Annotated in this window: 22 protein-coding genes; 5 read left to right on the plus strand and 17 right to left on the minus strand. The window is 66.9% G+C overall.

The genetic code is table 11. The features are described 5' to 3' along the window. Nucleotides 1-5: 5 nt before the first annotated feature. The 6 genes from cysW to ACTJLF_RS02120 all read right to left on the minus strand — a co-directional run bounded on the left by cysW (nt 6) and on the right by ACTJLF_RS02120 (nt 5,222). Entirely contained in the window at nt 6-908 is a 903-nt protein-coding gene (gene cysW, locus ACTJLF_RS02095) for a sulfate ABC transporter permease subunit CysW (protein ID WP_019652878.1), read from the minus strand. A gap of 1 nt (nt 909) precedes the next feature. Next, on the minus strand, nt 910-1,797 hold the full coding sequence (cysT, locus tag ACTJLF_RS02100) for a sulfate ABC transporter permease subunit CysT (RefSeq protein ID WP_132750892.1): 888 nt from the start codon (nt 1,795-1,797) through the stop codon (nt 910-912). A gap of 136 nt (nt 1,798-1,933) precedes the next feature. Beyond that, complete coding sequence (locus tag ACTJLF_RS02105) at nt 1,934-2,950, minus strand: sulfate ABC transporter substrate-binding protein (RefSeq protein ID WP_126181671.1); 1,017 nt, start codon at nt 2,948-2,950, stop codon at nt 1,934-1,936. Further along, on the minus strand, nt 2,947-3,522 hold the full coding sequence (locus ACTJLF_RS02110) for an RBBP9/YdeN family alpha/beta hydrolase (RefSeq protein WP_440882398.1): 576 nt from the start codon (nt 3,520-3,522) through the stop codon (nt 2,947-2,949). Before ACTJLF_RS02110 ends, ACTJLF_RS02105 begins: the two co-directional genes overlap by 4 nt. A 25-nt stretch (nt 3,523-3,547) precedes the next feature. Continuing rightward, nucleotides 3,548-4,189: a peroxiredoxin gene (locus ACTJLF_RS02115; RefSeq protein WP_019652882.1), complete on the minus strand. Its 642-nt coding sequence runs from the start codon at nt 4,187-4,189 to the stop codon at nt 3,548-3,550. Nucleotides 4,190-4,307: 118 nt separating this feature from the next. Then, the gene (locus ACTJLF_RS02120; RefSeq protein ID WP_026346206.1) at nt 4,308-5,222 is read right to left on the minus strand and encodes a LysR family transcriptional regulator; all 915 of its coding nucleotides are present in this window, start codon (nt 5,220-5,222) and stop codon (nt 4,308-4,310) included. Between the two features lie 135 nt (nt 5,223-5,357). Here ACTJLF_RS02120 and ACTJLF_RS02125 point away from each other — a divergent pair, with 135 nt between their 5' ends. Beyond that, a complete protein-coding gene (locus ACTJLF_RS02125; protein WP_019652884.1) occupies nt 5,358-6,005 on the plus strand; it encodes an FMN-dependent NADH-azoreductase in 648 nt (215 codons plus the stop codon). Nucleotides 6,006-6,081: 76 nt separating this feature from the next. Here ACTJLF_RS02125 and ACTJLF_RS02130 read toward each other — a convergent pair whose 3' ends face one another. After that, nucleotides 6,082-6,636, minus strand: a complete 555-nt coding sequence (locus ACTJLF_RS02130; RefSeq protein ID WP_019652885.1) for an NADPH-dependent FMN reductase — start codon at nt 6,634-6,636, stop codon at nt 6,082-6,084. A gap of 167 nt (nt 6,637-6,803) precedes the next feature. Here ACTJLF_RS02130 and solA point away from each other — a divergent pair, with 167 nt between their 5' ends. The 3 genes from solA to ACTJLF_RS02145 all read left to right on the plus strand — a co-directional run bounded on the left by solA (nt 6,804) and on the right by ACTJLF_RS02145 (nt 9,721). Further along, a complete protein-coding gene (gene solA, locus ACTJLF_RS02135) occupies nt 6,804-8,021 on the plus strand; it encodes an N-methyl-L-tryptophan oxidase (RefSeq protein WP_440882399.1) in 1,218 nt (405 codons plus the stop codon). A 70-nt stretch (nt 8,022-8,091) separates the two neighbouring features. Then, nucleotides 8,092-9,036, plus strand: coding sequence for a 2-dehydropantoate 2-reductase (gene panE / locus ACTJLF_RS02140; RefSeq protein ID WP_440882400.1), 945 nt, complete (start codon nt 8,092-8,094; stop codon nt 9,034-9,036). A 7-nt stretch (nt 9,037-9,043) separates the two neighbouring features. After that, a complete protein-coding gene (locus tag ACTJLF_RS02145; protein ID WP_440882401.1) occupies nt 9,044-9,721 on the plus strand; it encodes an Asp/Glu/hydantoin racemase in 678 nt (225 codons plus the stop codon). Here ACTJLF_RS02145 and ACTJLF_RS02150 read toward each other — a convergent pair. Next, nucleotides 9,708-11,066 (minus strand): NAD(P)/FAD-dependent oxidoreductase, encoded by a 1,359-nt coding sequence (locus ACTJLF_RS02150; protein WP_416489103.1) that lies wholly within the window; start codon nt 11,064-11,066, stop codon nt 9,708-9,710. The genes ACTJLF_RS02145 and ACTJLF_RS02150 overlap by 14 nt on opposite strands. A 105-nt stretch (nt 11,067-11,171) precedes the next feature. Between ACTJLF_RS02150 and ACTJLF_RS02155 the strand changes: the two genes are divergently transcribed. Beyond that, entirely contained in the window at nt 11,172-12,182 is a 1,011-nt protein-coding gene (locus ACTJLF_RS02155; protein WP_440882402.1) for an alpha/beta hydrolase family protein, read from the plus strand. Between the two features lie 7 nt (nt 12,183-12,189). Here ACTJLF_RS02155 and ACTJLF_RS02160 read toward each other — a convergent pair whose 3' ends face one another. From ACTJLF_RS02160 to ACTJLF_RS02200, 9 genes are all read right to left on the minus strand, one after another. Next, nucleotides 12,190-14,088 carry a family 2A encapsulin nanocompartment cargo protein cysteine desulfurase gene (locus tag ACTJLF_RS02160; protein ID WP_440882429.1) on the minus strand — a complete coding sequence of 633 codons (1,899 nt, stop codon included), beginning with the start codon at nt 14,086-14,088 and terminating at the stop codon, nt 12,190-12,192. Between the two features lie 66 nt (nt 14,089-14,154). Then, the gene (locus ACTJLF_RS02165; protein WP_019652892.1) at nt 14,155-15,087 is read right to left on the minus strand and encodes a family 2A encapsulin nanocompartment shell protein; all 933 of its coding nucleotides are present in this window, start codon (nt 15,085-15,087) and stop codon (nt 14,155-14,157) included. A 64-nt stretch (nt 15,088-15,151) separates the two neighbouring features. Next, a complete protein-coding gene (locus tag ACTJLF_RS02170; RefSeq protein WP_019652893.1) occupies nt 15,152-15,421 on the minus strand; it encodes a helix-turn-helix domain-containing protein in 270 nt (89 codons plus the stop codon). Continuing rightward, entirely contained in the window at nt 15,418-16,332 is a 915-nt protein-coding gene (epsC, locus tag ACTJLF_RS02175; protein ID WP_019652894.1) for a serine O-acetyltransferase EpsC, read from the minus strand. Before epsC ends, ACTJLF_RS02170 begins: the two co-directional genes overlap by 4 nt. Before the next feature lie 40 nt (nt 16,333-16,372). Continuing rightward, nucleotides 16,373-16,858: a rhodanese-like domain-containing protein gene (locus ACTJLF_RS02180; RefSeq protein ID WP_019652895.1), complete on the minus strand. Its 486-nt coding sequence runs from the start codon at nt 16,856-16,858 to the stop codon at nt 16,373-16,375. A 159-nt stretch (nt 16,859-17,017) separates the two neighbouring features. Beyond that, nucleotides 17,018-17,974, minus strand: coding sequence for a TauD/TfdA dioxygenase family protein (locus ACTJLF_RS02185; RefSeq protein WP_440882403.1), 957 nt, complete (start codon nt 17,972-17,974; stop codon nt 17,018-17,020). A gap of 161 nt (nt 17,975-18,135) precedes the next feature. After that, entirely contained in the window at nt 18,136-18,696 is a 561-nt protein-coding gene (locus ACTJLF_RS02190) for a hypothetical protein (RefSeq protein WP_440882404.1), read from the minus strand. Continuing rightward, nucleotides 18,696-19,253 (minus strand): hypothetical protein, encoded by a 558-nt coding sequence (locus tag ACTJLF_RS02195; RefSeq protein WP_440882405.1) that lies wholly within the window; start codon nt 19,251-19,253, stop codon nt 18,696-18,698. The genes ACTJLF_RS02190 and ACTJLF_RS02195 overlap by 1 nt, the downstream gene beginning before the upstream one ends. After that, entirely contained in the window at nt 19,250-19,915 is a 666-nt protein-coding gene (locus tag ACTJLF_RS02200) for a peptidoglycan recognition protein family protein (RefSeq protein ID WP_440882406.1), read from the minus strand. Before ACTJLF_RS02200 ends, ACTJLF_RS02195 begins: the two co-directional genes overlap by 4 nt. Nucleotides 19,916-20,085: the final 170 nt, after the last annotated feature.

Raw genomic sequence — 20,085 nt, forward strand, 5'->3', positions numbered from 1 at the left:
AGGGCTCAGGCCGCCGTGGCTTCAGGGGGCCGTTCCGGGGGCAGCTCGGCAATGGCCTTCATCTCGCGCTCGTGGCGCCATTCGATCACCGACTTGATCACCAGCGTGACCAGCGCCAGGATCGCCAGCAGCGAAGCCACAGCGAAGGCGGCCACCGACTGGTATTCGTTGTAGAGCACTTCCACGTGCAGCGGCATGGTGTTGGTCTGGCCGCGGATGTGGCCCGACACCACCGACACCGCGCCGAACTCGCCCATGGCGCGCGCGTTGCACAGGATCACGCCGTACAGCAGGCCCCACTTGATGTTGGGCAGCGTCACGCGCCAGAAGGTCTGCCAGCCGGTCGCGCCCAGCACGATGGCGGCCTGCTCCTCGTCGGTACCCTGCGCCTGCATCAGCGGCACGAGTTCGCGCGCGATGAACGGGAAGGTCACGAACACGGTCGCCAGCACGATGCCGGGCACGGCGAAGATGATCTTGATGTCGTGCTCGGCAAGCCATGGGCCCAGCCAGCCCTGCGCACCGAAAACCAGCACGTAGATCAGGCCCGCCACCACCGGCGACACCGCGAACGGCAGGTCGACCAGCGTGGTCAGCAGCGCCTTGCCGCGGAACTCGAACTTGGCGATGGCCCAGGCGCCGGCCACGCCGAACACCAGGTTCATCGGCACCGCGATGGCGGCCGTGATCAGCGTCAGGCGGATGGCGCTCCAGGCGTCGGGTTCCTTCAGCGCATCGATGTACGCGGTGACGCCCTTGCGCAGGGCCTCGGTCGCCACGGCGGCCAGCGGCAGCACCAGGAACAGGAACATGAAGCCGAGCGCGATGCCGATCAGCAGCCAGCGCACCCAGGCGGCTTCGGTGGTGCCGGCCTGCGCGCGGCGAACGACTTTGGAAGGGGCACTCATGTCAGCTCCCCGAACGGCGACGCTGCCAGGCCTGCAGGCCGTTGATGACCAGCAGCAGCAGGAAGGAAATGACCAGCATCACCAGCGCGACGGCGGTGGCACCCGCGTAGTCGTACTGCTCCAGCTTGCCGATGATGATGAGCGGCGTGATCTCCGAGATCATCGGCATGTTGCCGGCGATGAAGATCACCGAGCCGTACTCGCCGATGGCCCGCGCGAAGGCCATGGCAAAGCCCGTCAGCAGCGCCGGCGCGATGGACGGGAAGATCACCTTGGTGAAGGTCTGCAGCCGTGTCGCGCCCAGCGAGGTGGCTGCTTCCTCCAGCTCCTTCTCGGCGTCTTCCAGCACCGGCTGCACCGTGCGAACCACGAAGGGCAGCCCGATGAAGATCAGCGCGATCACCACGCCCGCCGGCGTGAAGGCCAGCTTGATGCCGTGCGGCTCGAGCAGCTGGCCGATCCAGCCGTTGCCGGCCAGCAGCGCCGTCAGCGAGATGCCGGCCACGGCCGTGGGCAGCGCAAACGGCAGGTCGACCAGCGCATCGACGATGCGCTTGCCCGGAAACTTGTAGCGCACCAGCACCCAGGCCACCAGCAGGCCGAACACCGCGTTCACCATGGCGGCGAGCAGCGAGGCGCCGAAGGTCAGCCGGTACGAGGCCATCACGCGCGGCGCGGTCACTGCCGTCCAGAACTGCTCCCAGCTCAGCGTGAAGGTCTTGAAGACCAGCGCCGACAGCGGGATCAGCACGATCAGGCTCAGGTAGAGGATCGAGAAGCCCAGCGTGATGTGGAAACCGGGCAGCACGCGCTTGGCGCCCCCTGCCCGGTTGGCACGCGAAAAAGGCGCTCCCGCGGTCGGGAGCGCCGAAGAAGTCACACCACTCATGATGAGAACGGTCCGTTGTTGAAGCGCTGGTCACTTCGTGGAACACCGCGGAACCGGCTTTGCCGGGCCGCTGGTGCTGCCCCCTGCAAGGGGGTTGGCGAAGCGACACGTAGTGCGCGAAGACTGGGGGTGTGCTTCACTTTCCGCCGGGCGTGTACAGCTTGTCGAACTGGCCGCCGTCGTTGAAGTGCACCTTCTGCGCTTCGCCGAGGCTGCCGAACAGTTCCTGCACCGTGAAGAGCTGCAGCGGCTTGAAGGTCGATGCGTACTTCTTTAGCACCGCCTGCGAGCGCGGACGCAGCGCGTGCTTGGCGGCGATTTCCTGCGCTTCCTCGGAATACAGCCAGTCGAGGTACGCCTTGGCGAGCTCGCCGGTGCCCTTCTTGGCGACGGTGCGCTCGACCACGGCCACCGGGTTCTCGGCCACGATGCTGATCGAGGGGTAGACCGAATCGACCTTGCCGGTGCCGAATTCGCGGTCGATGGAGACCACTTCCGATTCGAAGGTGATCAGCGCGTCGCCGATGTTGCGCTGCAGGAAGGCGGTGGTGGCATCACGGCCGCCGCGTGCCAGCACCGGCACGTTCTTGAACAGCTTGCCGACGAACTCGGCGGCCTGGGCGTCGGTGCCGCCCTTCTTCTTGACGTAGCCCCAGGCGGCCAGGTAGGCGTAGCGGCCGTTGCCGCCGGTCTTGGGGTTGACGATCACGACCTGCACGCCGGGCTTGACCAGGTCGTCCCAGTCCTTGATGCCCTTCGGGTTGCCGTTGCGCACGAGGAACAGCATGGTCGACGTGGTCGGCGCTGCGTTCTCGGGGAATTTCTTGTTCCAGTCCTTCGCGACCACGCCGGCATTGGCCAGGAAGTCGATGTCGGTGGAGGTGTTCATCGTCACCACGTCGGCGTCGAGGCCGTCTGCCACCGCGCGGGCCTGCGCGCTGGAGCCGCCGTGCGACTGGTCGATCTTCACGTCCTTGCCGGTCGCCTTCTTGTAGTGCGCCACGAAGGCCGCGTTGTAGTCCTTGTAGAACTCGCGCGCCACGTCGTAGGAAGCATTCAGCAGCCCCGTGCCCTGGGCGAAGGCGGTGCTGCCGGCGAGTGCGGAGGACGCCAGCGCGAGCACGGCGACGAAGGTCTTGATTCTGGAAGTCATGTAGTTGCCAGGTTTTCTGAAAATTCACGCCCCGCCGACCATGCGGCGGGCTCGTCGGTCAGCGACTGGAGCAAGGCAAGGCCCAGCGGCCACTCCCCGTGCCCCGAATCGATGTTGATGTGGCCCGCATTCTGCATCCGGACGAACTCGCTGCCCCAGGCGCGCGAATAAGCGCCCGCCAGGCGGATCGGACAGTACGGATCGTTGCTGCTGGCCACCACGATGCTGCGGTACGGCAGCGCGGCATATGGCACGGGTGCGAAATCGGAGAGCACGGCGCGGCGCTCGGGGTCGGCGGGTGCCACCAGCAGCGCCCCCTGGATGCGGGCCGCGGCCTCTGCCGGCAGGTGAGCCGTGGCGATGCAGCCGAGGCTGTGCGCGGCGATCACCACCGGGCCATCGCTCTCCAGCACCAGCCTGGCCAGCGTGCTCACCCACGCCTCGCGCTTGGGCGAAGCCCAGTCGTCCTGCACCACGCGCGCAGCGCCCGGGATGCGCTCCTCCCACAGGCTCTGCCAGTGGCCGGGCCCGGAGTCGCGCCAACCAGGCACGATCACGACGCGGGTCTGCATGACGGCGTTGCCTTTCTCGCCCGCTTTACTTGTTCGGCTGCGGCGTGATGCGCAGGTACGGGCGCACGGCCTTGAAGCCCTTGGGGAAGCGCTCGGCCAGCTCGGCCGGGTCCTGGATGGCCGGGATGATGACCACGTCGTCGCCGTCCTTCCAGTTCACGGGCGTGGCGACCTTGTGGCTGTCGGTGAGCTGCAGCGAGTCGATGACGCGCAGGATCTCGTCGAAGTTGCGGCCGGTGGACGCCGGGTAGGTGATGGTGGTGCGGATCACCTTCTTCGGGTCGATGATGAACACGCTGCGCACGGTGGCCGTGGCCGAGGCGTTCGGGTGGATCAGGTCGTACAGGTCGGCCACCTTGCGGTCGGCGTCCGCGATGATGGGGAAGTTGACCGTGGTGTTCTGCGTGTCGTTGATGTCGCCGATCCACTCCTTGTGCTTGGTGGCCGGGTCCACGCTCAGCGCGATGGGCTTCACGCCGCGCTTGGCGAATTCGCCCGACAGCGCCGCGGTCTTGCCGAGCTCGGTGGTGCACACGGGGGTGAAGTCGGCGGGGTGCGAGAAGAACACGACCCACGAGTCACCGGCCCATTGGTAGAAGTCGATGGGGCCTTCGCTCGAATCCTGGGTGAAATTGGGGGCGGTGTCGCCTAGACGCAGAGTAGCCATGGTCGCTCCTGGATTGGATGGGAGTCCCGGATTGTGCGAACCCTTGCTTCAATGCCAAACGAATATCTGCTTGTTTGGATATGACGTTTTCCGCATAACGCGCTGCTCCCGCCCCGCGCTAGAACATCCGCATGTCAGCGCTCTGCAGGTGCTCCATCAGGAAATCGATCAGCTTCCGCACCGCCGGCACCAGCGCCCGCCGCGCCGGAAACACCATGTGCGCGATCACCGGCGGCGGGCCCCAACCCGGCAGAAGCCTCACCAGCCGGCCGGCCTCCACGTCGGCGCGGCACATGTAGTCAGGAAGCATGGTCGCGCCGACACCGCCCAGCGCGCCGTATTGCAGCGTGGCCAGGTCGTCCGCCACGTACAGCGGCATGTGCGAATGGACGACGCTCTCGCCGTTCGGGCCCTCCAGCCGCCAGTCGGCGCGCCCTTCCCCGTTGACCGACATGGCCGCCGTGGGCAGCTTGGCCAGGTCGGCCACCGTCTGCACCGGCCCATATCGCTTCAGCAGCCCCGGGCTCGCCACCAGCACGCCGCGGCTGTAGCCGAAGGTCTTGGCGACCAGCACGGTGCTGTCTTCGATGACGGGGCGCACGCGCAAGGCGATGTCGATGCCCTCCTCGATCAGGTCGACCGGCCGGTTGATCACCTTCATGTCGATGCGTACGGCCGGATAGCGCTCCATGAACACAGGCATGAGCTGCGCCAGGCCGCTGTGGGCGATCGTGACCGGGCAGCTCAGCCGCACCAGCCCGCTGGGTTCGGTCTGCACCTGGGCCACCGCCTCGGCCGCCGCCTGGGCCGCGTCGCGCATGGCGGAAGCATGCCGCAGGTAGATCTCGCCGGCCGGCGTGAGCGACAGCCGCCGCGTGCTGCGCTGCATCAGCTGCACGCCAAGGCGCTCCTCCAGCTCCGCCACCCGGCGCGAGAGGCGCGACTTGGGGATACCCAGCGCCCGGCTGGCGGCCGCAAAGCCGCCGCGCTCGGCCACTTCGGCGAAGAAAACCATGTCGTTGAGGTCTTGCATGTCCGCCATTGTCCTGCAGATGGAACGATGTAGCCATATTTTGGCTACTTATCGATTACTCGATCGAAAAATAGAATTCTTCCATCCGCCGGCCATCTTGAGCGCCGACAGCCATACAGAAAGTGATCGATTGAAATGAAGCTGCTCCACATCGACTCCAGCATCCTCGGCACCAACTCGACCTCGCGCCTGCTCTCGGCCGAAATCGTGACCGCATGGCGTGCCTCCCATCCCGACACCGCCGTCGAGTACCTCGACCTGGCCGTGGACACCCCCTCGCACTTCGGCGCCGACGCGCTGGGCATCAAGACGGGCGTGCAGGCCCAGCCCACCCCGGCCCAGCAGCGCGAGAACGACCTGTCCGAAAAGCTGGTGAGCCAGTTCCTCGCGGCCGACGTGGTCGTGATCGGCGCGCCCTTCTACAACTTCTCGATCCCGACCCAGCTCAAGGCCTGGATCGACCGCCTCGCGCAGGCCGGCCGCACCTTCAAGTACACCGAGAAGGGTCCCGTGGGCCTGGCCGGCGGCAAGACCGTCATCGTGGCCCTGAGCCGCGGCGGCGTGTACTCGGCCAGCGAAGGCGGCCAGGCGATGGAACACCAGGAGAGCTACCTGAAGGTGATCTTCGGCTTCTTCGGCATCACCGACGTGCGCTTCGTGCGCGCCGAAGGCCTGGCGATGGGCGACGAGGCCCGCAACAAGGCCCTGGCCGCCGCCCGCGCCGACATCCTGGCGACCACGGCCGAAGCGGCCAACCAGCGCAGCGCAGCGATCGCCGCCTGACCGGCGCCGCCGCCCGCAACGAAAAAAGCCGCCCCTGCCGGGCGGCTTTTTCGCTTTCGCAGGGTACAGGCGCCGATCAGGCCGAGTGGCTCTTGATCCAGGCCACGTACTTGTCCATCCAGCCCTGCAGGAACTTCTTCGAGCCTTCGTTGCCGATGTGGCCCTTGTCGTCGAACAGGTCGTCCTTGGCCTGCAGGAACACTTCGGGCGCGCCCAGCGTGGGAACGTCGAGGTAGGCGAGGATGTTGCGCAGGTGCTGCTGCGCGAGCGCGGTGCCGATGGCGCCGACCGAGATGCCGACCACGCCGGCCGGCTTGCCGGCCCAGGCGCTCTGGCCGTAGGGGCGCGAGGCATGGTCGATGGCGTTCTTCAGCACGCCGGGAATGGAGCGGTTGTATTCGGGCGTGACGAACAGCAGGCCGTCGGCGGCCGCGATCTCGGTCTTCAGGCGCTTCACCGACGCGGCCTGGTTGCCGTCGTCGTCCTGGTTGTACAGGGGCAGGTCGTCGATGCGCAGGCTCTCGAAGGTGAAGTCCGAGGGCGCGAGGTGCGCCAGGGCGAGGGCCAGCTTGTGGTTGTAGGAATCCTTGCGCAGGCTGCCGACGATGACGGCGATGCGGGTCTGGGCCATGAATGTGCTCCTTGGTTGAGAGGGTCGGAATGACGAGCCCGATTATGCGAAGCGCCCATGACCTTTTCTGGAAAAGTTCATCCGCTTGCGGCCGAACGACGTCAAGATGACACGTTCCGTTTCGCTACGTTTCCATCCGGGCTTCCATCCAGGCGCAGGACGCATCAGTGACCCATTCATCTTCCCACCACGACGTCATCGTCGTCGGCCTCGGCGCACTCGGCGCCGCCACCCTCTGCCAGCTCGCCCAACGCGGCGCGCGCGTGCTCGGCATCGACCAGTTCTCCCCGCCGCACGACCAGGGCTCCTCGCACGGCGACTCGCGCATCACGCGGCTGGCCGTGGGCGAAGGCGACGAATACGTGCCCTTCGTGCAGCGCTCGCATGCCATCTGGCGCGAGCTCGAGGCGCGCACCGGCAAGTCGCTCATGACCACGACCGGCGGCCTGATCCTCGCGCCGCGCGACCGCGTGGCCGAGCACCACGGCAAGTCCGACTTCGTGCGCCGCACCATCGCCTGCGCCGAGCGATTCGGCATCGCGCACGAGGTGCTCGACGCCGCCGCCATCCGTGCGCGCTTTCCGCAGTTCAGGCTGCAGGGCGACGAGATCGGCTACTTCGAGCACGAGGCCGGCTTCGTGCGGCCAGAGGAGGCCATCGGCGCGCAGCTCGACGTTGCGCGCGCATCGGGCGCACGGACGATCACCGGCGAGCGAGTCGAAGTCGTCGAGCCGACAGGCAGCGGCGACGTGCTGCGCGTGCGCACCGCCACCGCGAGCTTCACGGCCGACCGCGTCGTGGTCGCGGCCGGCGCCTGGCTGCCCGCCTTCCTCGGCGCACAGGCGCGCACCGACTGGCAGGCCGACTTCTCCGTGCACCGGCAGGTGATGCACTGGTTCGACACCGGCAGCGCCGCCGCCGACTTCGCGCCGGGGCGCTTTCCCATCTTCATCTGGATGTTCGGCGACGGGCCGGAAGACTACATGTACGGCTTTCCGGCCTCCGACCCGGCGCAGCCCGCGCTCAAGGTCGCGACCGAGCAGTATGTCGACGCCACCACGCCCGCCACCATCGACCGCAGCGTGAGCGCGGAAGAAAGCGCCGCCATGTACCGCGAGCGCGTGGCCGGCCGCTTTCCGCAGATCGGAGGCCGGGCCGTGAAGGCACGCGCCTGCATGTACACCGTGACGCCAGACCGCCGTTTCGTGATCGACGCACTCGACGGCATACCCAGCCTGCTCGTGGTCTCGGCCTGCTCGGGCCACGGCTTCAAGCACTCGGCCGGGCTGGGCGACGCGATCGCGGATCATGTGCTGGGCCGCGCCAGCGCGCTCGGCCTCTCGCCCTTTGCCCGCGGCCGTCTGCTGGAGAAGGCTGCGGCCTGAAGCACGCACGGGCGATCCCGGGCATCATCGCGGCCGATCTTTTCACTGTCGGATACAGGAGCGAAGCGCGATGAGATTTCTCGTGGTGGGTGCCGGCGCACTCGGTGGTTATTTCGGCGGCCGTCTGCTGGAGGCGGGACGCGACGTCACCTTCCTGCTGCGCCCGCGCCGCGCGGCGCAGCTCGCGAAGACCGGGCTGGTGATACAGAGCCCCTTCGGCAACCTGCAGCTGCCCTCGCCGAAGCACATGCTGGCCGACGGCATCGACGGGCCCTACGACGTGATCGTGGTCGGCAGCAAGGCCTACGACCTCGACTCGACGATGGACTCGTTCGCACCGGCCGTCGGCCCCGACACCGTGATCCTCCCCCTGCTCAACGGCATGAGCCACATCGACCGGCTCGCCGAGCGCTTCGGCAGCGAGCGCGTGCTGGGCGGCCTGTGCATGATCTCCGCCACCCTCGACGACGAGGGCCGCGTGCTCCATCTCAACGACATGCACGGCCTGAGCTTCGGCGAGCGCGCGGGCGGCCGGTCGGCGCGGGTCGATGCCATCGCCGCGCAGTTCGCCGGGGCGAAGTTCGACGCCACGGCCAGCGAGAGCATCGCGCAGGACATGTGGGAGAAGTGGGTCTTCATCGCCTCGGCAGCCGGCCTCACGAGCCTCATGCACGCCTCCATCGGCGACATCGTGGCCGCCGGCGGCCAGGACGTGGCGCTGTCGATCTTCGACGAGTGCTGCGCCATCGCCGCCCACAACGGCTTCGCGCCGCGCGCTCCCGCCGTACAGCGCGGGCGCGCCATCATCACGGCCGCCGGCTCGCCGATGACGGCATCGATGTACAAGGACATGGCTCGCGGCGCCGCCGTGGAAGCCGATCACATCGTCGGCGACCTCCTGAGCCGCGCGGCGCCCGGCAATGCCACGGTGCCCACCGTGCTGCGCACCGCCTACGTGCACCTCAAGGCCTACGAGGCTCGACGCGCCCGCGAGGCTGCCGCGGCTGCAGCCTGAGGAGCCAATGAAGGACGCACTGGCCTTCCTGCACACGGCACAGGTCCATGTGCCGACCTTCGAGCGGCTGGTGCGACGGATCGAGCCTGGCTTGCGCGTGCGCCACGTGGTCCGCGAAGAGTTGCTGGCCGATGCGCGCGTCGTGGGCGTCGACGACGCCGGGCTCGTCTACCGCGTTCACGAGGCCATGCACGAAGCCGCATCGAAAGGCGCGAAGGTCGTGGTGTGCACCTGCTCGACCATCGGCGCCATCGCCGAACGCACGCCCACCGGCGATGCCTTCAGGGCCCTTCGCATCGATCGGGCCATGGCCGACAGGGCCGTTCGCACCGGGCCGCGCGTGCTGATCGCCGCGGCACTCGAAAGCACGCTGGCGCCGACCGAGGCGCTTGTTCTTTCGGCGGCGCAAGACGCCGGGATCGCCGTCCAGCCGGCCCTGCTGTTCGTCGAGGACGCATGGCCGCATTTCGAGGCCGGAGACAGCGCGCGCTACATCGAGACGCTTGCCAGCGCCATCCGCGCGGCATCGGCGGAGGCCGACGTCGTCGTGCTCGCCCAGGCCTCGATGGCGCCGGTGGCCGACGCGCTCGCCGACCTGGGCATCGACGTGCTCAGCAGCCCCGCACCGGGCACTGCGCACGCGGTGGCGCTGGCCGCGGCGGCCCTGGCGCTCAGTCCGCCTTGAGGATCGTCTCGCCCTTCAGCATCCCCATGTCGCGGACGTTGAAGCGGTGGCGCTTCCAGCCTTCCCAGGTGCGCCGCATGTTGCCGATGGAGATGAGGTAGTACAGCACCTTGAACATGCCGACGGGGCCGCGCATCGGCGTGCCGCGGTAGATGTCGCCGGCCAGCAGCGTCATCAGGCCTTCCTTCACCCTGAAGGGGTTGCCCGGGTGCATGAACATGTCGCGGATGGTCGGGTTGGTCACGCGGTAGATGAACCACGAGTATTCGCGCGGGCCCTTGCGCATCATCGCCTCGAAGCCCTTGCGCGCCGCGGCCAGGCGCTGCGGCTGGTCGAGCGCGGTCGCCACCAGCTCCGCACCGTCGAAGGCGCTGTGCATCGCGAGGTACACGCCCGAGGAGAACATCGGATCGATGAAGGTGAAGGCATCGCCCAGCATCAGGTAGCGGTCGCCCGTGGCGTGCGTGCTGGAGTACGAGAAGTTGCCGGTGGCGTGCACCGCGTCGTCGACCAGCGTGGCGTTCTTCAGGCGATCGACCAGCACCGGGCAGGTGGCGATGGTGTCGTAGAAGAACTCCTTGAGCGGCTTGTCGCGCGACTTCAGGTAGTACGGCCAGCAGACCGCGCCCACGCTGGTGGTGCCGTCGGCCAGCGGAATGAACCAGAACCAGCCGTGCGGAAACCAGCAGATGCTGATGTTGCCTTCCTTCTTGCCCTCCAGCCGCTCTGCGTTGGTGAAGTGGCCGAACAGCGCGGTGCTGTTGTGGTCGGGGTTCTTCTGCTTGCAGCGGAATTTGTTGGCCAGCAGCGTGTCGCGGCCGGTGGCATCGACCACGAAGCGGGCGCGCCAGTTGCGGCGCGCACCGTCGTCCATCTCGGCCTGGACCGTGGCGCCGTCGGCATCGAAGGCCACGTCGCGCACCTTGCAGCCTTCGATGGCCTGCGCCCCGCAGGCGGCCGCGTTGCGGAACAGGAGCTCGTCGAGCTCGGAGCGGCGCACCTGCCAGGCGGAGTCGAGCGACTTGTCCAGGCCTTCGCCGAACTCGACGTAGCTGCGGTGCTCATGCTCGGGCGAGACGAATTCGATGCCGAACTTGGGCATGCCGATCTTCTCGACCTGGTCACGCACGCCCAGCTTGTCGAACAGCTCCACGTTCGCCGGCAGCAGCGATTCGCCGATGTGAAAGCGCGGATGGTGCGCCTTCTCCAGCAGCACCACCTTGCGGCCCTGGCGGGCCAGCAGCGTGGCGATGGTCGAACCTGCGGGACCGCCGCCGACGACCAGCACGTCGCAGGATTCGTCGGCCGCCTGGGACACGGAAGAACTAGCTTGAGGCAAGGACATGCGATGGCAAGCAACAATGTTAACAATCGCAAGCATAGCGCGGCGGCCTGCAAGGACCGCAAAGTCTGCTAAGCAGCCCGCGCCGGGGCGCCGCACACTGCCGGCATGCGCCTTCTACAGCTTTTCCGCCCCCTCTGCCTCGCCGCCGCATGCCTGTCTGCGGCGCTCGCCCAGGCCGCCGGCTTCGCGACGATCGAAATCCCGGCCGACCAGGAAGGCCCGGCGATCCGCGGCGGCGTATGGACGCCCTGCGCCGCCCCCGCGGGCGAGATCAGGCTGGGCCCCTCCACGATCCAGGCCGTGCGGGACTGCCCGTTCCCGCCGGGCAACGCGCCGCTGCCGCTCATCGTGATCTCGCACGGCTACGGCGGCTCCTTCCTGGGCCACCACGACACGGCGCAGGCGCTGGCCGACGCCGGCTTCATCGTCGCGGCCATCAGTCATTCCGACGACAACTTCCGGATCCGCGGCGGCCAGGACGACAAGATATCGGCACTCGCGACGCGCACCACGGACATCAAGCGCCTGATCGACCACATGCTCCAGCGCTGGCCTTCCCACGACAGGATCGCGGCCGACAGGATCGGCTTCTACGGCTTCTCGCGCGGCGGCTACACCGGGCTGGTGCTCGCGGGCGCGAAGCCGGACTTCGAAAGGCTGCCGCCCCTGCCCTCGTCCCCCTGTGCAAAGGCGCCGGAAAGCGAGGAATGCGGATCGATGAGGCAGAGGTTCCGGCAACTGCTGGCCACGCCGCTGGCACACGACGCCCGCATCAAGGCCGCAGTGATCGCCGACCCGCTCAGCACGCTGTTCGACGCCGAGGGCCTGAGGAATGTGAGGATTCCGATCGCGCTCTGGGCGTCGGCCTACGGCGGCGATGGGGTCACGCCCGAGAGCGTGGACGCCGTCCGCCGCAACCTGCCCGTGGCCCCCGAATGGCATGTGGCCGGGAAAGCCGGGCATTTCGGCTTTCTCGCACCGTGCTCATCCGAGCAGATCCAGGCGAAATCGGAAATCTGCCGCGATGCGTCCGGCTTCGACCGCATCGCCTTCCACGAGGCATTCAACGCCGTGATGACGGCCTTCTTCGACCGCCACCTCGCCGCGCAGCACTGACCCGGGTTCAGCCCGCGCGCCGCTGCGATGTCAGCCGCCGCACCACCGCCACCAGCCGGTCGATCTCGTCGAAGGTGTTGTAGAAGGCCAGCGAAGGCCGCACCGTCGTCTCCACGCCGAAGCGGCGCAGGATCGGCTGCGCGCAATGGTGGCCCGTGCGCACCGCGATGCCCTCCTCGTTCAGCGCCTGCCCCACCTCCTCGGTGGTGTAGCCGTCGAGCACGAAGGACATCACGCTCGCCTTGTCGGCCGCCGTGCCGATCAGGCGCACACCCGGAATCGCGCCGAGCTGCGCCATGCCGTACACCAGAAGGTCGTGCTCGTAGCGCGCGATGTTCTCGATGCCGATCTTGTTGACGTAGTCGATGGCGGCGCCCAGGCCCACCGCGTCGGCGATGTTGCCGGTGCCGGCCTCGAACTTGTTCGGGATCGGCTGGAACACCGTCTTCTCGAAGGTCACGTCGGCGATCATGTTGCCGCCGCCCTGCCACGGAGGCATGTCTTCGAGCACCTCGCGCTTGCCCCACACCACGCCGATGCCGGTCGGGCCGAACACCTTGTGGCCGGAGAAGACGAAGAAGTCGGCGCCGATGTCCTGCACGTCGACGCGCATGTGCGAGACCGACTGCGCGCCGTCCACCAGCGCCTTCGCGCCCGCACGATGCGCCAGCTCGACGATCTCCTTCACCGGCACCACCGTGCCCAGTGCGTTCGAGACTTGCGTGACGGCGACGATCTTCGTGCGGTCGTTCAGCAGCTTGCGGTATTCGTCGAGCAGCACCTGACCCGAGTCGTCCACCGGAATCACGCGCAGCTTCGCCCCCTTGGCGGCCGCGAGCTGCTGCCACGGCACGATGTTGGCGTGGTGCTCGAGGTTCGACACGACGATCTCGTCGCCCTCGCCCACGTGCTGGCCGCCCCAGCTCTTGGCGACAAGGTTGATGGCCTCGGTGGTGCCGCGCACGAAGATCACCTCCTCCACCTCGGGCGCATTGATGAACCTGCGCACGCGCTCGCGGGCGCCTTCGTAGGCGTCGGTTGCCCGCGCAGCCAGTTCGTGCGCCGCGCGGTGGATGTTGGAGTTCTCGTGCTCGTAGAAGTACGAGATGCGGTCGATGACCGACTGCGGCTTGTGCGTGGTGGCCGCGTTGTCGAACCAGACGAGCTGCTTGCCGTTCACGCGCTCCTGCAGGATCGGGAAGTCGCGCCGCACGGCGTGGATGTCGAAAGGCGGATGCTGCCCGCTGCCGGCCAGCGGCACGGCGTTGGGGCCTCGAGGGTCGGGCTTCGCCGGGGTGACGAAGCCGCTGGGCAGGCGCACCGCGTCGACGAAGTAGAACCGGGGCTCACTCCCTCTCCCTTCTGGGGAGAGGGTTGGGGTGAGGGGCAGCCCCGCACCTTGCGTCGTCCGCTGGCCCTCACCCCAGCCATCTCCCGCAAGCGGGAGGGGGGGCGAGACCACGGGGGTCGCGCCGGCCGACGGATGCCCGTAGCCGTTGTCCAGGAAGTAGAACGACGAGGCCGCGGCTTGCGGTGCCGCCGCCCCGTTCAGCTGCGGCACACCCTGCACCGTGCCACCCGAGCGCGGCTCGAAGGCCGGCGCCACAGAGAGCACGCTGTCGGGCACACCGTTGCCGGCCACCGCGTGCGGCACCAGGGCCGGCGCACGGTTCGCGAGCGAAGGCACCTGCGTGGGCGATGCCGGCACGAGGTTCGCGCCCGGAACCTGCCCTTGCGGGAAGGGCGTGCCCGGCACGCTGGGCCCGAAACCCGCCGGGCTCGCCAGCGGCGAACCTGCGGGCGCGACGTTGGCCGGGAACTGCGCGCCCGGCACCAGCCCGCTCGCCACGCCGGGCACCGATTCGGGCGGCGTGCCCGGCAGTGCGGAGAACATGGCGCTGGCCATGCGCGCGAGGATCGCCGGGTCGAACGGCGCCTCGCCCGGGATCGATGGAGTGCTGCTCACAGCGGCTTACTTGTAGGTGTCGGCGTAGTCGTGGTACTTGCCGATCTCGACATCGTCGAGCACCGCCAGCGCGTCGGTGGTCAGCACTGCGAGCGAGCAGTAAAGCGAGATCAGGTACGACGCGATCGCGTGGTTGTTGATGCCCATGAAGCGCACCGACAGGCCCGGGCCCTGCTCGCCCGAAAGCCCCGGCTGGAACAGCCCCACCACGCCCTGGCGCTTGTCGCCCACGCGCAGCAGCAGGATCTTGCTCTTGCCGTCGGCCACCGGCACCTTGTTCGACGGGATCAGCGGGATGCCGCGCCAGGTGATGAACTGCGAGCCGAAGAGGCTCACCGTCGGCGGCGGCGTGCCGCGGCGCGTGGCCTCGCGGCCGAATGCGGCGATGGCCAGCGGATGCGTGAGGAAGAAGGCCGGCTCCTTCCAGACCTTGGTCAGCAGCTCGTCGAGGTCGTCGGGCGTGGGCGCGCCGGTCAGCGGGAAGATGCGCTGCTCCTCGCTCACCTGCGCAAGCAGGCCGTAGTCGGGGTTGTTGATGAGCTCGCTCTCCTGGTTCTCCTTGATCGTCTCGATCGTCAGGCGCAGCTGCTCCTTGATCTGGTCGTGCGGGCTGCTGTAGAGGTCGGAGATGCGGGTGTGCACGTCGAGCACCGTGCTCACGGCATTGAGGTAGTGCTCGCGCGGGTTCTCCTCGTAGTCGACGAAGGTGCGCGGCAGCTGGTTCTCTTCTTCGCGCGAGGTGCAGGTGACCTTGATCGCTTCCGGGTTCTTGACCTTGTTGACGCGGTAGATGCCCGCTTCCACCGGCACCCACTGCAGCAGGTGCGTCAGCCAGCGCGGGCTGATGGTCTCGAGTTGGGGGACTGTCTTGGTGGCATTGGCCAGCTGTCTTGCGGCGATGTCGCCAAGGGCGGTGGTACCACCAACTGTTGCGCTCATGAATCAGGGCTCCGTGAGTTGAGAAGAAAGTGGCCGCCAGTGTCGGGCGGCCGCGGGTTTTCCCTCAACAGGCTATAGCCGCCAAGTTGATTCTTCGCGCGAGGCGCGATTGTTCGAGCTGCTCGCAGCGCATGAGCAGGCCGACCATGTTGATGCCCAGCGCCGTGGCCAGCTTCTGCGCGGTGACGATCGACGGGATGACGCGGCCGCGCTCGACCTCGCCTACGTAGGAGCGGTTGAGATCGGAGCGCTCGGCCAGCTGCTCCTGCGACCAGCCCTTGTCCTCGCGCAGCTGGCGGATGGTCACGCCGAAGTCTTCGACGAACGCCTTCATACGCCACCTGCCTTCGGCGCGTTCTGCAGGCTGGCCTGCGTTACGCTCGCGCCCGGCGGCACGTCGTCGGTGATCCACACGTTGCCGCCGATGACGGCGCCCTTGCCGAGCGTGACGCGCCCGAGGATGGTCGCGCCGGCGTAGATGACCACGTCGTCCTCCACCACAGGGTGCCGCGGAAGGCCCTTCTGCAGGTTGCCGTCGGTGTCGGTCGGGAAGCGCTTGGCGCCCAGCGTGACGGCCTGGTAGAGCCGCACCCGCTTGCCGATGACGGCCGTCTCGCCGATCACGACGCCCGTGCCGTGGTCGATGAAGAAGCCCGCGTCGATCTTCGCGCCCGGGTGGATGTCGATGCCGGTCTGCGCATGCGCCTGCTCGGCCACGATGCGCGCCAGCAGCGGCAGCCCGAGCCCGTAGAGCTCGTGCGCGAGGCGGTGGTGGATCATCGCGAGCACGCCCGGATAGCACAGCAGCACCTCGTCGACGCTCCGCGCGGCCGGGTCCCCCTGGTAGGCGGCGAGCACGTCGCTGTCGAGCAGGCTGCGCAGGCCCGGCAGCGCATTCGCGAAGCGGCGCACGGCCTCGGTGGCGATATCGTCGATCTCGTTGGCAGGACGCGGCTCGTGGCGCGCGTTGAAGTTCAGCTCCAGCCGCGCCTGCACCAGCAGCGCCTGCAGGGCCGAATCGAGCGTGTGGCCGACATAGAAGTCCTCGCTCTCGTGGCGCAGGTCCGGCGGCCCGAGCCGCATCGGAAAGAGCGCGCCCTTGAGCGACTCGACGATCTGCGCGAGCGCGTCGCGCGAGGGAAACTCGCGCGCCCCCGGCTCGCGCGAGCGCCGCTGCGAATCGCGCCATTCGTTGCGCACGCCATGCAGTGCGCGAACGATGTCGCTCACCTCGAAATGGGCCATCTGTGGTTCCTCCCGGAAAAGTGTCTTGCGGGCCGCAGGATCAGTCCTGCACCCAGGGCAGCCTGTGGAAGCGCCAGCCGTCGGAGCCGCCGCGATGCTGCTGCGCATCGATCTCGCCCTCGAAGCCTTCGAGCACGTTGAAGACGTTCGTGAAGCCGGCCTTCGCTGCTGCCTCTGCCGCCAGCGCGGAACGCTTGCCGCTGCGGCACAGCAGCAGCACGACGGCGTCCTTGCCGCCGTCCTTCGCCACCTTGGCCTCGAGTTCGCGCACGAAGCGCGGATTGCGCGTGAGCGCCGTGCCGGTCGCCCAGGCCACATGCTGGCTGCCGGGCACGTGGCCGACGAACTTGCGCTCTTCGCCGGAACGCACGTCGACCAGCACGGCCTGGCCCTTCTGCACCAGGTCCCAGGCCACCGGCGGCCTGACGCCACCGGCATAAGGCAGATTGCTCTCGGCGGCCGAGGCGCGCGCCTGTTCGAGTGCTTCGGGCAAGGCGATGACTTCTTCTTCAACTTCCACTGACATGCTGTGAGGCTCCTGTTGTGCGTTGGATACGCCTTGGTGGCGATAACCACCACTTTAGGAGCCGGGCGCCGAAGCTCAAACAACTGAAAAGTCGATTTCTAACAACCAGCCGTTGTAAAGGTTCAATTCGGGGTCAAGTCAGGATCGGCTCAGGAGCGATCAGGCTGCAGCCCGTGCAGCTTCGGCCGCACGCACGGCCGGCGCCGTCAGGTCCACGCTCTTCCTGCCGTCCACGCCATACGGCACATCGCCCGCGATCGTCACGCGACGCACCACGCGGTGCTGGTCGCCGTAGTCGTTGATCGCGTAGTGCTGCGTCGCCCGGTTGTCCCAGATGGCGACGTCGCCCTGGGCCCAGCGCCAGCGCACCGTGTTCTCCAGGCGGTGCACGTGGCTCTGGAGCACGCTCAGCAGGTGGGCGGAATCATGCGTGGAGTGCCCGGCCAGCCGCTTCACGAAATGGCCAAGCACGAGGCTGAGTTCGCCGGTCTCGGGGTGCACGCGCACCACGGGATGCTCGGCTTCGAGCAGGCGGCGGGTGAACACATCGCGATATCGCTTCGTGCCCTCCTCGTCCAGATCGGCCGGCGCGCGCGCGGCGGCGTAGTCGTAGTCGTTGCCGTGAATGGCGCGCAGCCGATCAGCCAGGGCCTTCAGGTCGTCGGGCAGGCTCTCGTAGGCCGCCACCGTGTTGGCCCAGACCGTATCGCCGCCATAGGCCGGGATCACCACCGCCCGCAGGATCGACACCTGCGGATAGGCGACCTCGAAGGTCACATCGGTATGCCACGAATTGGCGCGGCCGCCGTGGCGGGAATCGAGCTCCAGCAACTGGGTGCCGTCCTTGGAAGGCACGGTCGGGTGCGGCACCAGCTCGCCCCACAGACGACCGAAGGCCTCCTGCTGGGCATCGTCGAGATGCTGCTGGCCACGGAAGAAGAGCACCTTGTGCTTCAGCAGCGCTGCCTTGATGGCACCGAACACCTCGGGCTGCAGCGCGCCCGAGAGACGCACGCCGCGCACCTCGGCGCCGATGTGGCCGGCCTGTCGGACGATGTCGAGTTCGTGCGGATGCGCGGCTTGCGCGGGAGTTGCGGAAGAAAGAATGGCGCTCATCGGAGGTCCTTTTTCGGGGGATCCGGAAGATTCTGCGAGGCGCCTGGCGGGGGTGGAAGGAAGGTGTTTGCAGTTTCAAATGCGTGGGCCGACTAAGCGCCCCCATGGAGAACTGACAAAAGAAAACCCGCCGTAGCGCGTTCTCGGGTCAGGTTGGCCTGTCAGGGCTTGTCGCGCTCGTCTCGCACTCTCTTCAGCCGAAACTCCGCCTCGCTGGCGGAGAGTCGGCCTTCTGCGACCAGCTTCTTTAGCCTTCGCTCATCCGCGCGGTTCAGCGCGTCTTTCAGAAGGGCCATCTTGCGGTCTCGGCAAGGACGGCATTCGTAGAAGCTCGATGAACCCGAAACGACCTTCATCTTGGCGTCGTACTCCGCCGTGGCGATTCGTCCCGTGGGTTCAATACCCATGGCAAGTATCCGCCCGTTCTTGAACGTAACGAACGCCTCCCCCTCACATCCGGTGGTATCCACTTTCTCGGGGTCGTACCCCCTCCACAAGACTCTCCGCATACGGCGCAAGGCATAGCGGACATCCTCCTCTGTCAGCAAGACGTCGTTGCAGTCCAGAAAATCTTTGTTCTCCCATGCACTTCGGTGCGAAGGAAGTGTGATCTTCACCGCCTGCACGTAGGCGATGGGGTAACGCGGATCAGCAGCCTGCGTTGAAGATATTCCAGCCGTCACGATCAAGGCACCGGCCCTGAGACAGTTGACTTTGCGCATCAAGGCACCTTGCGCGCTGAGCGCGCCTTCTGCAGCAGGAGTTCCGCTTCGGCAGAAGAGACTCGTCCCTGCGCCACCAGTTTCTTCAGCCTGCGCTCATCGGCGCGATCGAACGCGTCCTGCAGAAGGATCATCTTGCGCGTCCGGCATGGACCGCACTCGTAGTAGCTTTCAGGAGCACCGGTAGGCTCGAGTTTCGCGTCCGCTTCAAAGATGTTGATCCTCCCCGTGGGCTCGACCCCGATAACGATGATCTTTCCATTGCTGAATGTGACGGAAGCACCGCCTGAACACCCAGTCCTCTCCGTCTTCTCGCTGAAAAACGCCTTCTCCGTGACCCTGCGTATGTGCCGCAGCGCATATCGCACATCATCTTCGGTCAGGACAACATCGGAGCAATCCAGGAAATCCTTGTTCTCCCACACAGACCCATTGGAGGGCTCTACGACCTCGATCTTCTTTACTGAATCAAGCGGGTATCGCTTGTCAGCCGCGTGAGTCAAGGCGCCTGCTGCAGTCGCAACCAACGCCGCCAGAAGCATGCCGATTCTTGTCATGGTGTGGGTATGGGGAGTGTCCAGTTCGCGCCTTGCGCCTCGGTAATGTTCTTTCTGCTGACATCCGGGTGACGAAACACTTCGCTCGCTGCGAGGTGCATCGACCCCTGGAGTACGTGAACAAGCCATGAAAGCGCTTGGTTCTGAGCAGCTGTCGGAGTTGGAAAGACCCCAGCGTCTCCCCGCAGCCGCTCCAACGACATTCTCTTCTGCCTGGAATCGGGCTTGAACCCCTCCGGCAATCTCGCCCGCCCCACCATTTCGATACCTATGGCTTCCATGTTGCTCGGATAGCGGTTCGCTGGCGCCTTGCGCATCTCGATCCTATGCATTGCCGTTGCCCCAACCCTTTCTGGAAAGTCACTTAGCGTGCACGTCGGTATGACCAGACATCTTGCCTGCAACGGCCCCACGTGATTCGTCCTCTGATAAATCGCAGCCGTCTGGTAGATCGTCCCGTCCTTGTCGATGAGAAAGTGCGCCCCGTTTGCCTTCGGCCGCTTGTAGCTGTTCAGTGAAGACGCCGAAGTATCGGCGTCCGTCTGGTGCACCACGATGCCGGTAATCGCTCCAGCCCTCTTCCCTCGCTCGATCTGCAGACTGCGGGCATGTCTCACCCGCGCGTGGCTGATCATTCCATGTTCGTCAATTTCAACGAGCATGCGGTTCCTCCCTGAAGTGTTTGATTGAATGTATTCACGAATTCGTGAGCCGCATCGATTTGCGGAACACGACTTCGCGGCGCATGCTATGGCGACGACTTCAAAGGAGATTCAGGTCTTTAAAAGATTTGGATGATTTCCAAAATTCAGCACAGTCGATGAATTCGCGC

Source organism: Variovorax sp. 22077 (assembly GCF_052044195.1).
Lineage (GTDB): Bacteria > Pseudomonadota > Gammaproteobacteria > Burkholderiales > Burkholderiaceae_C > Variovorax > Variovorax atrisoli.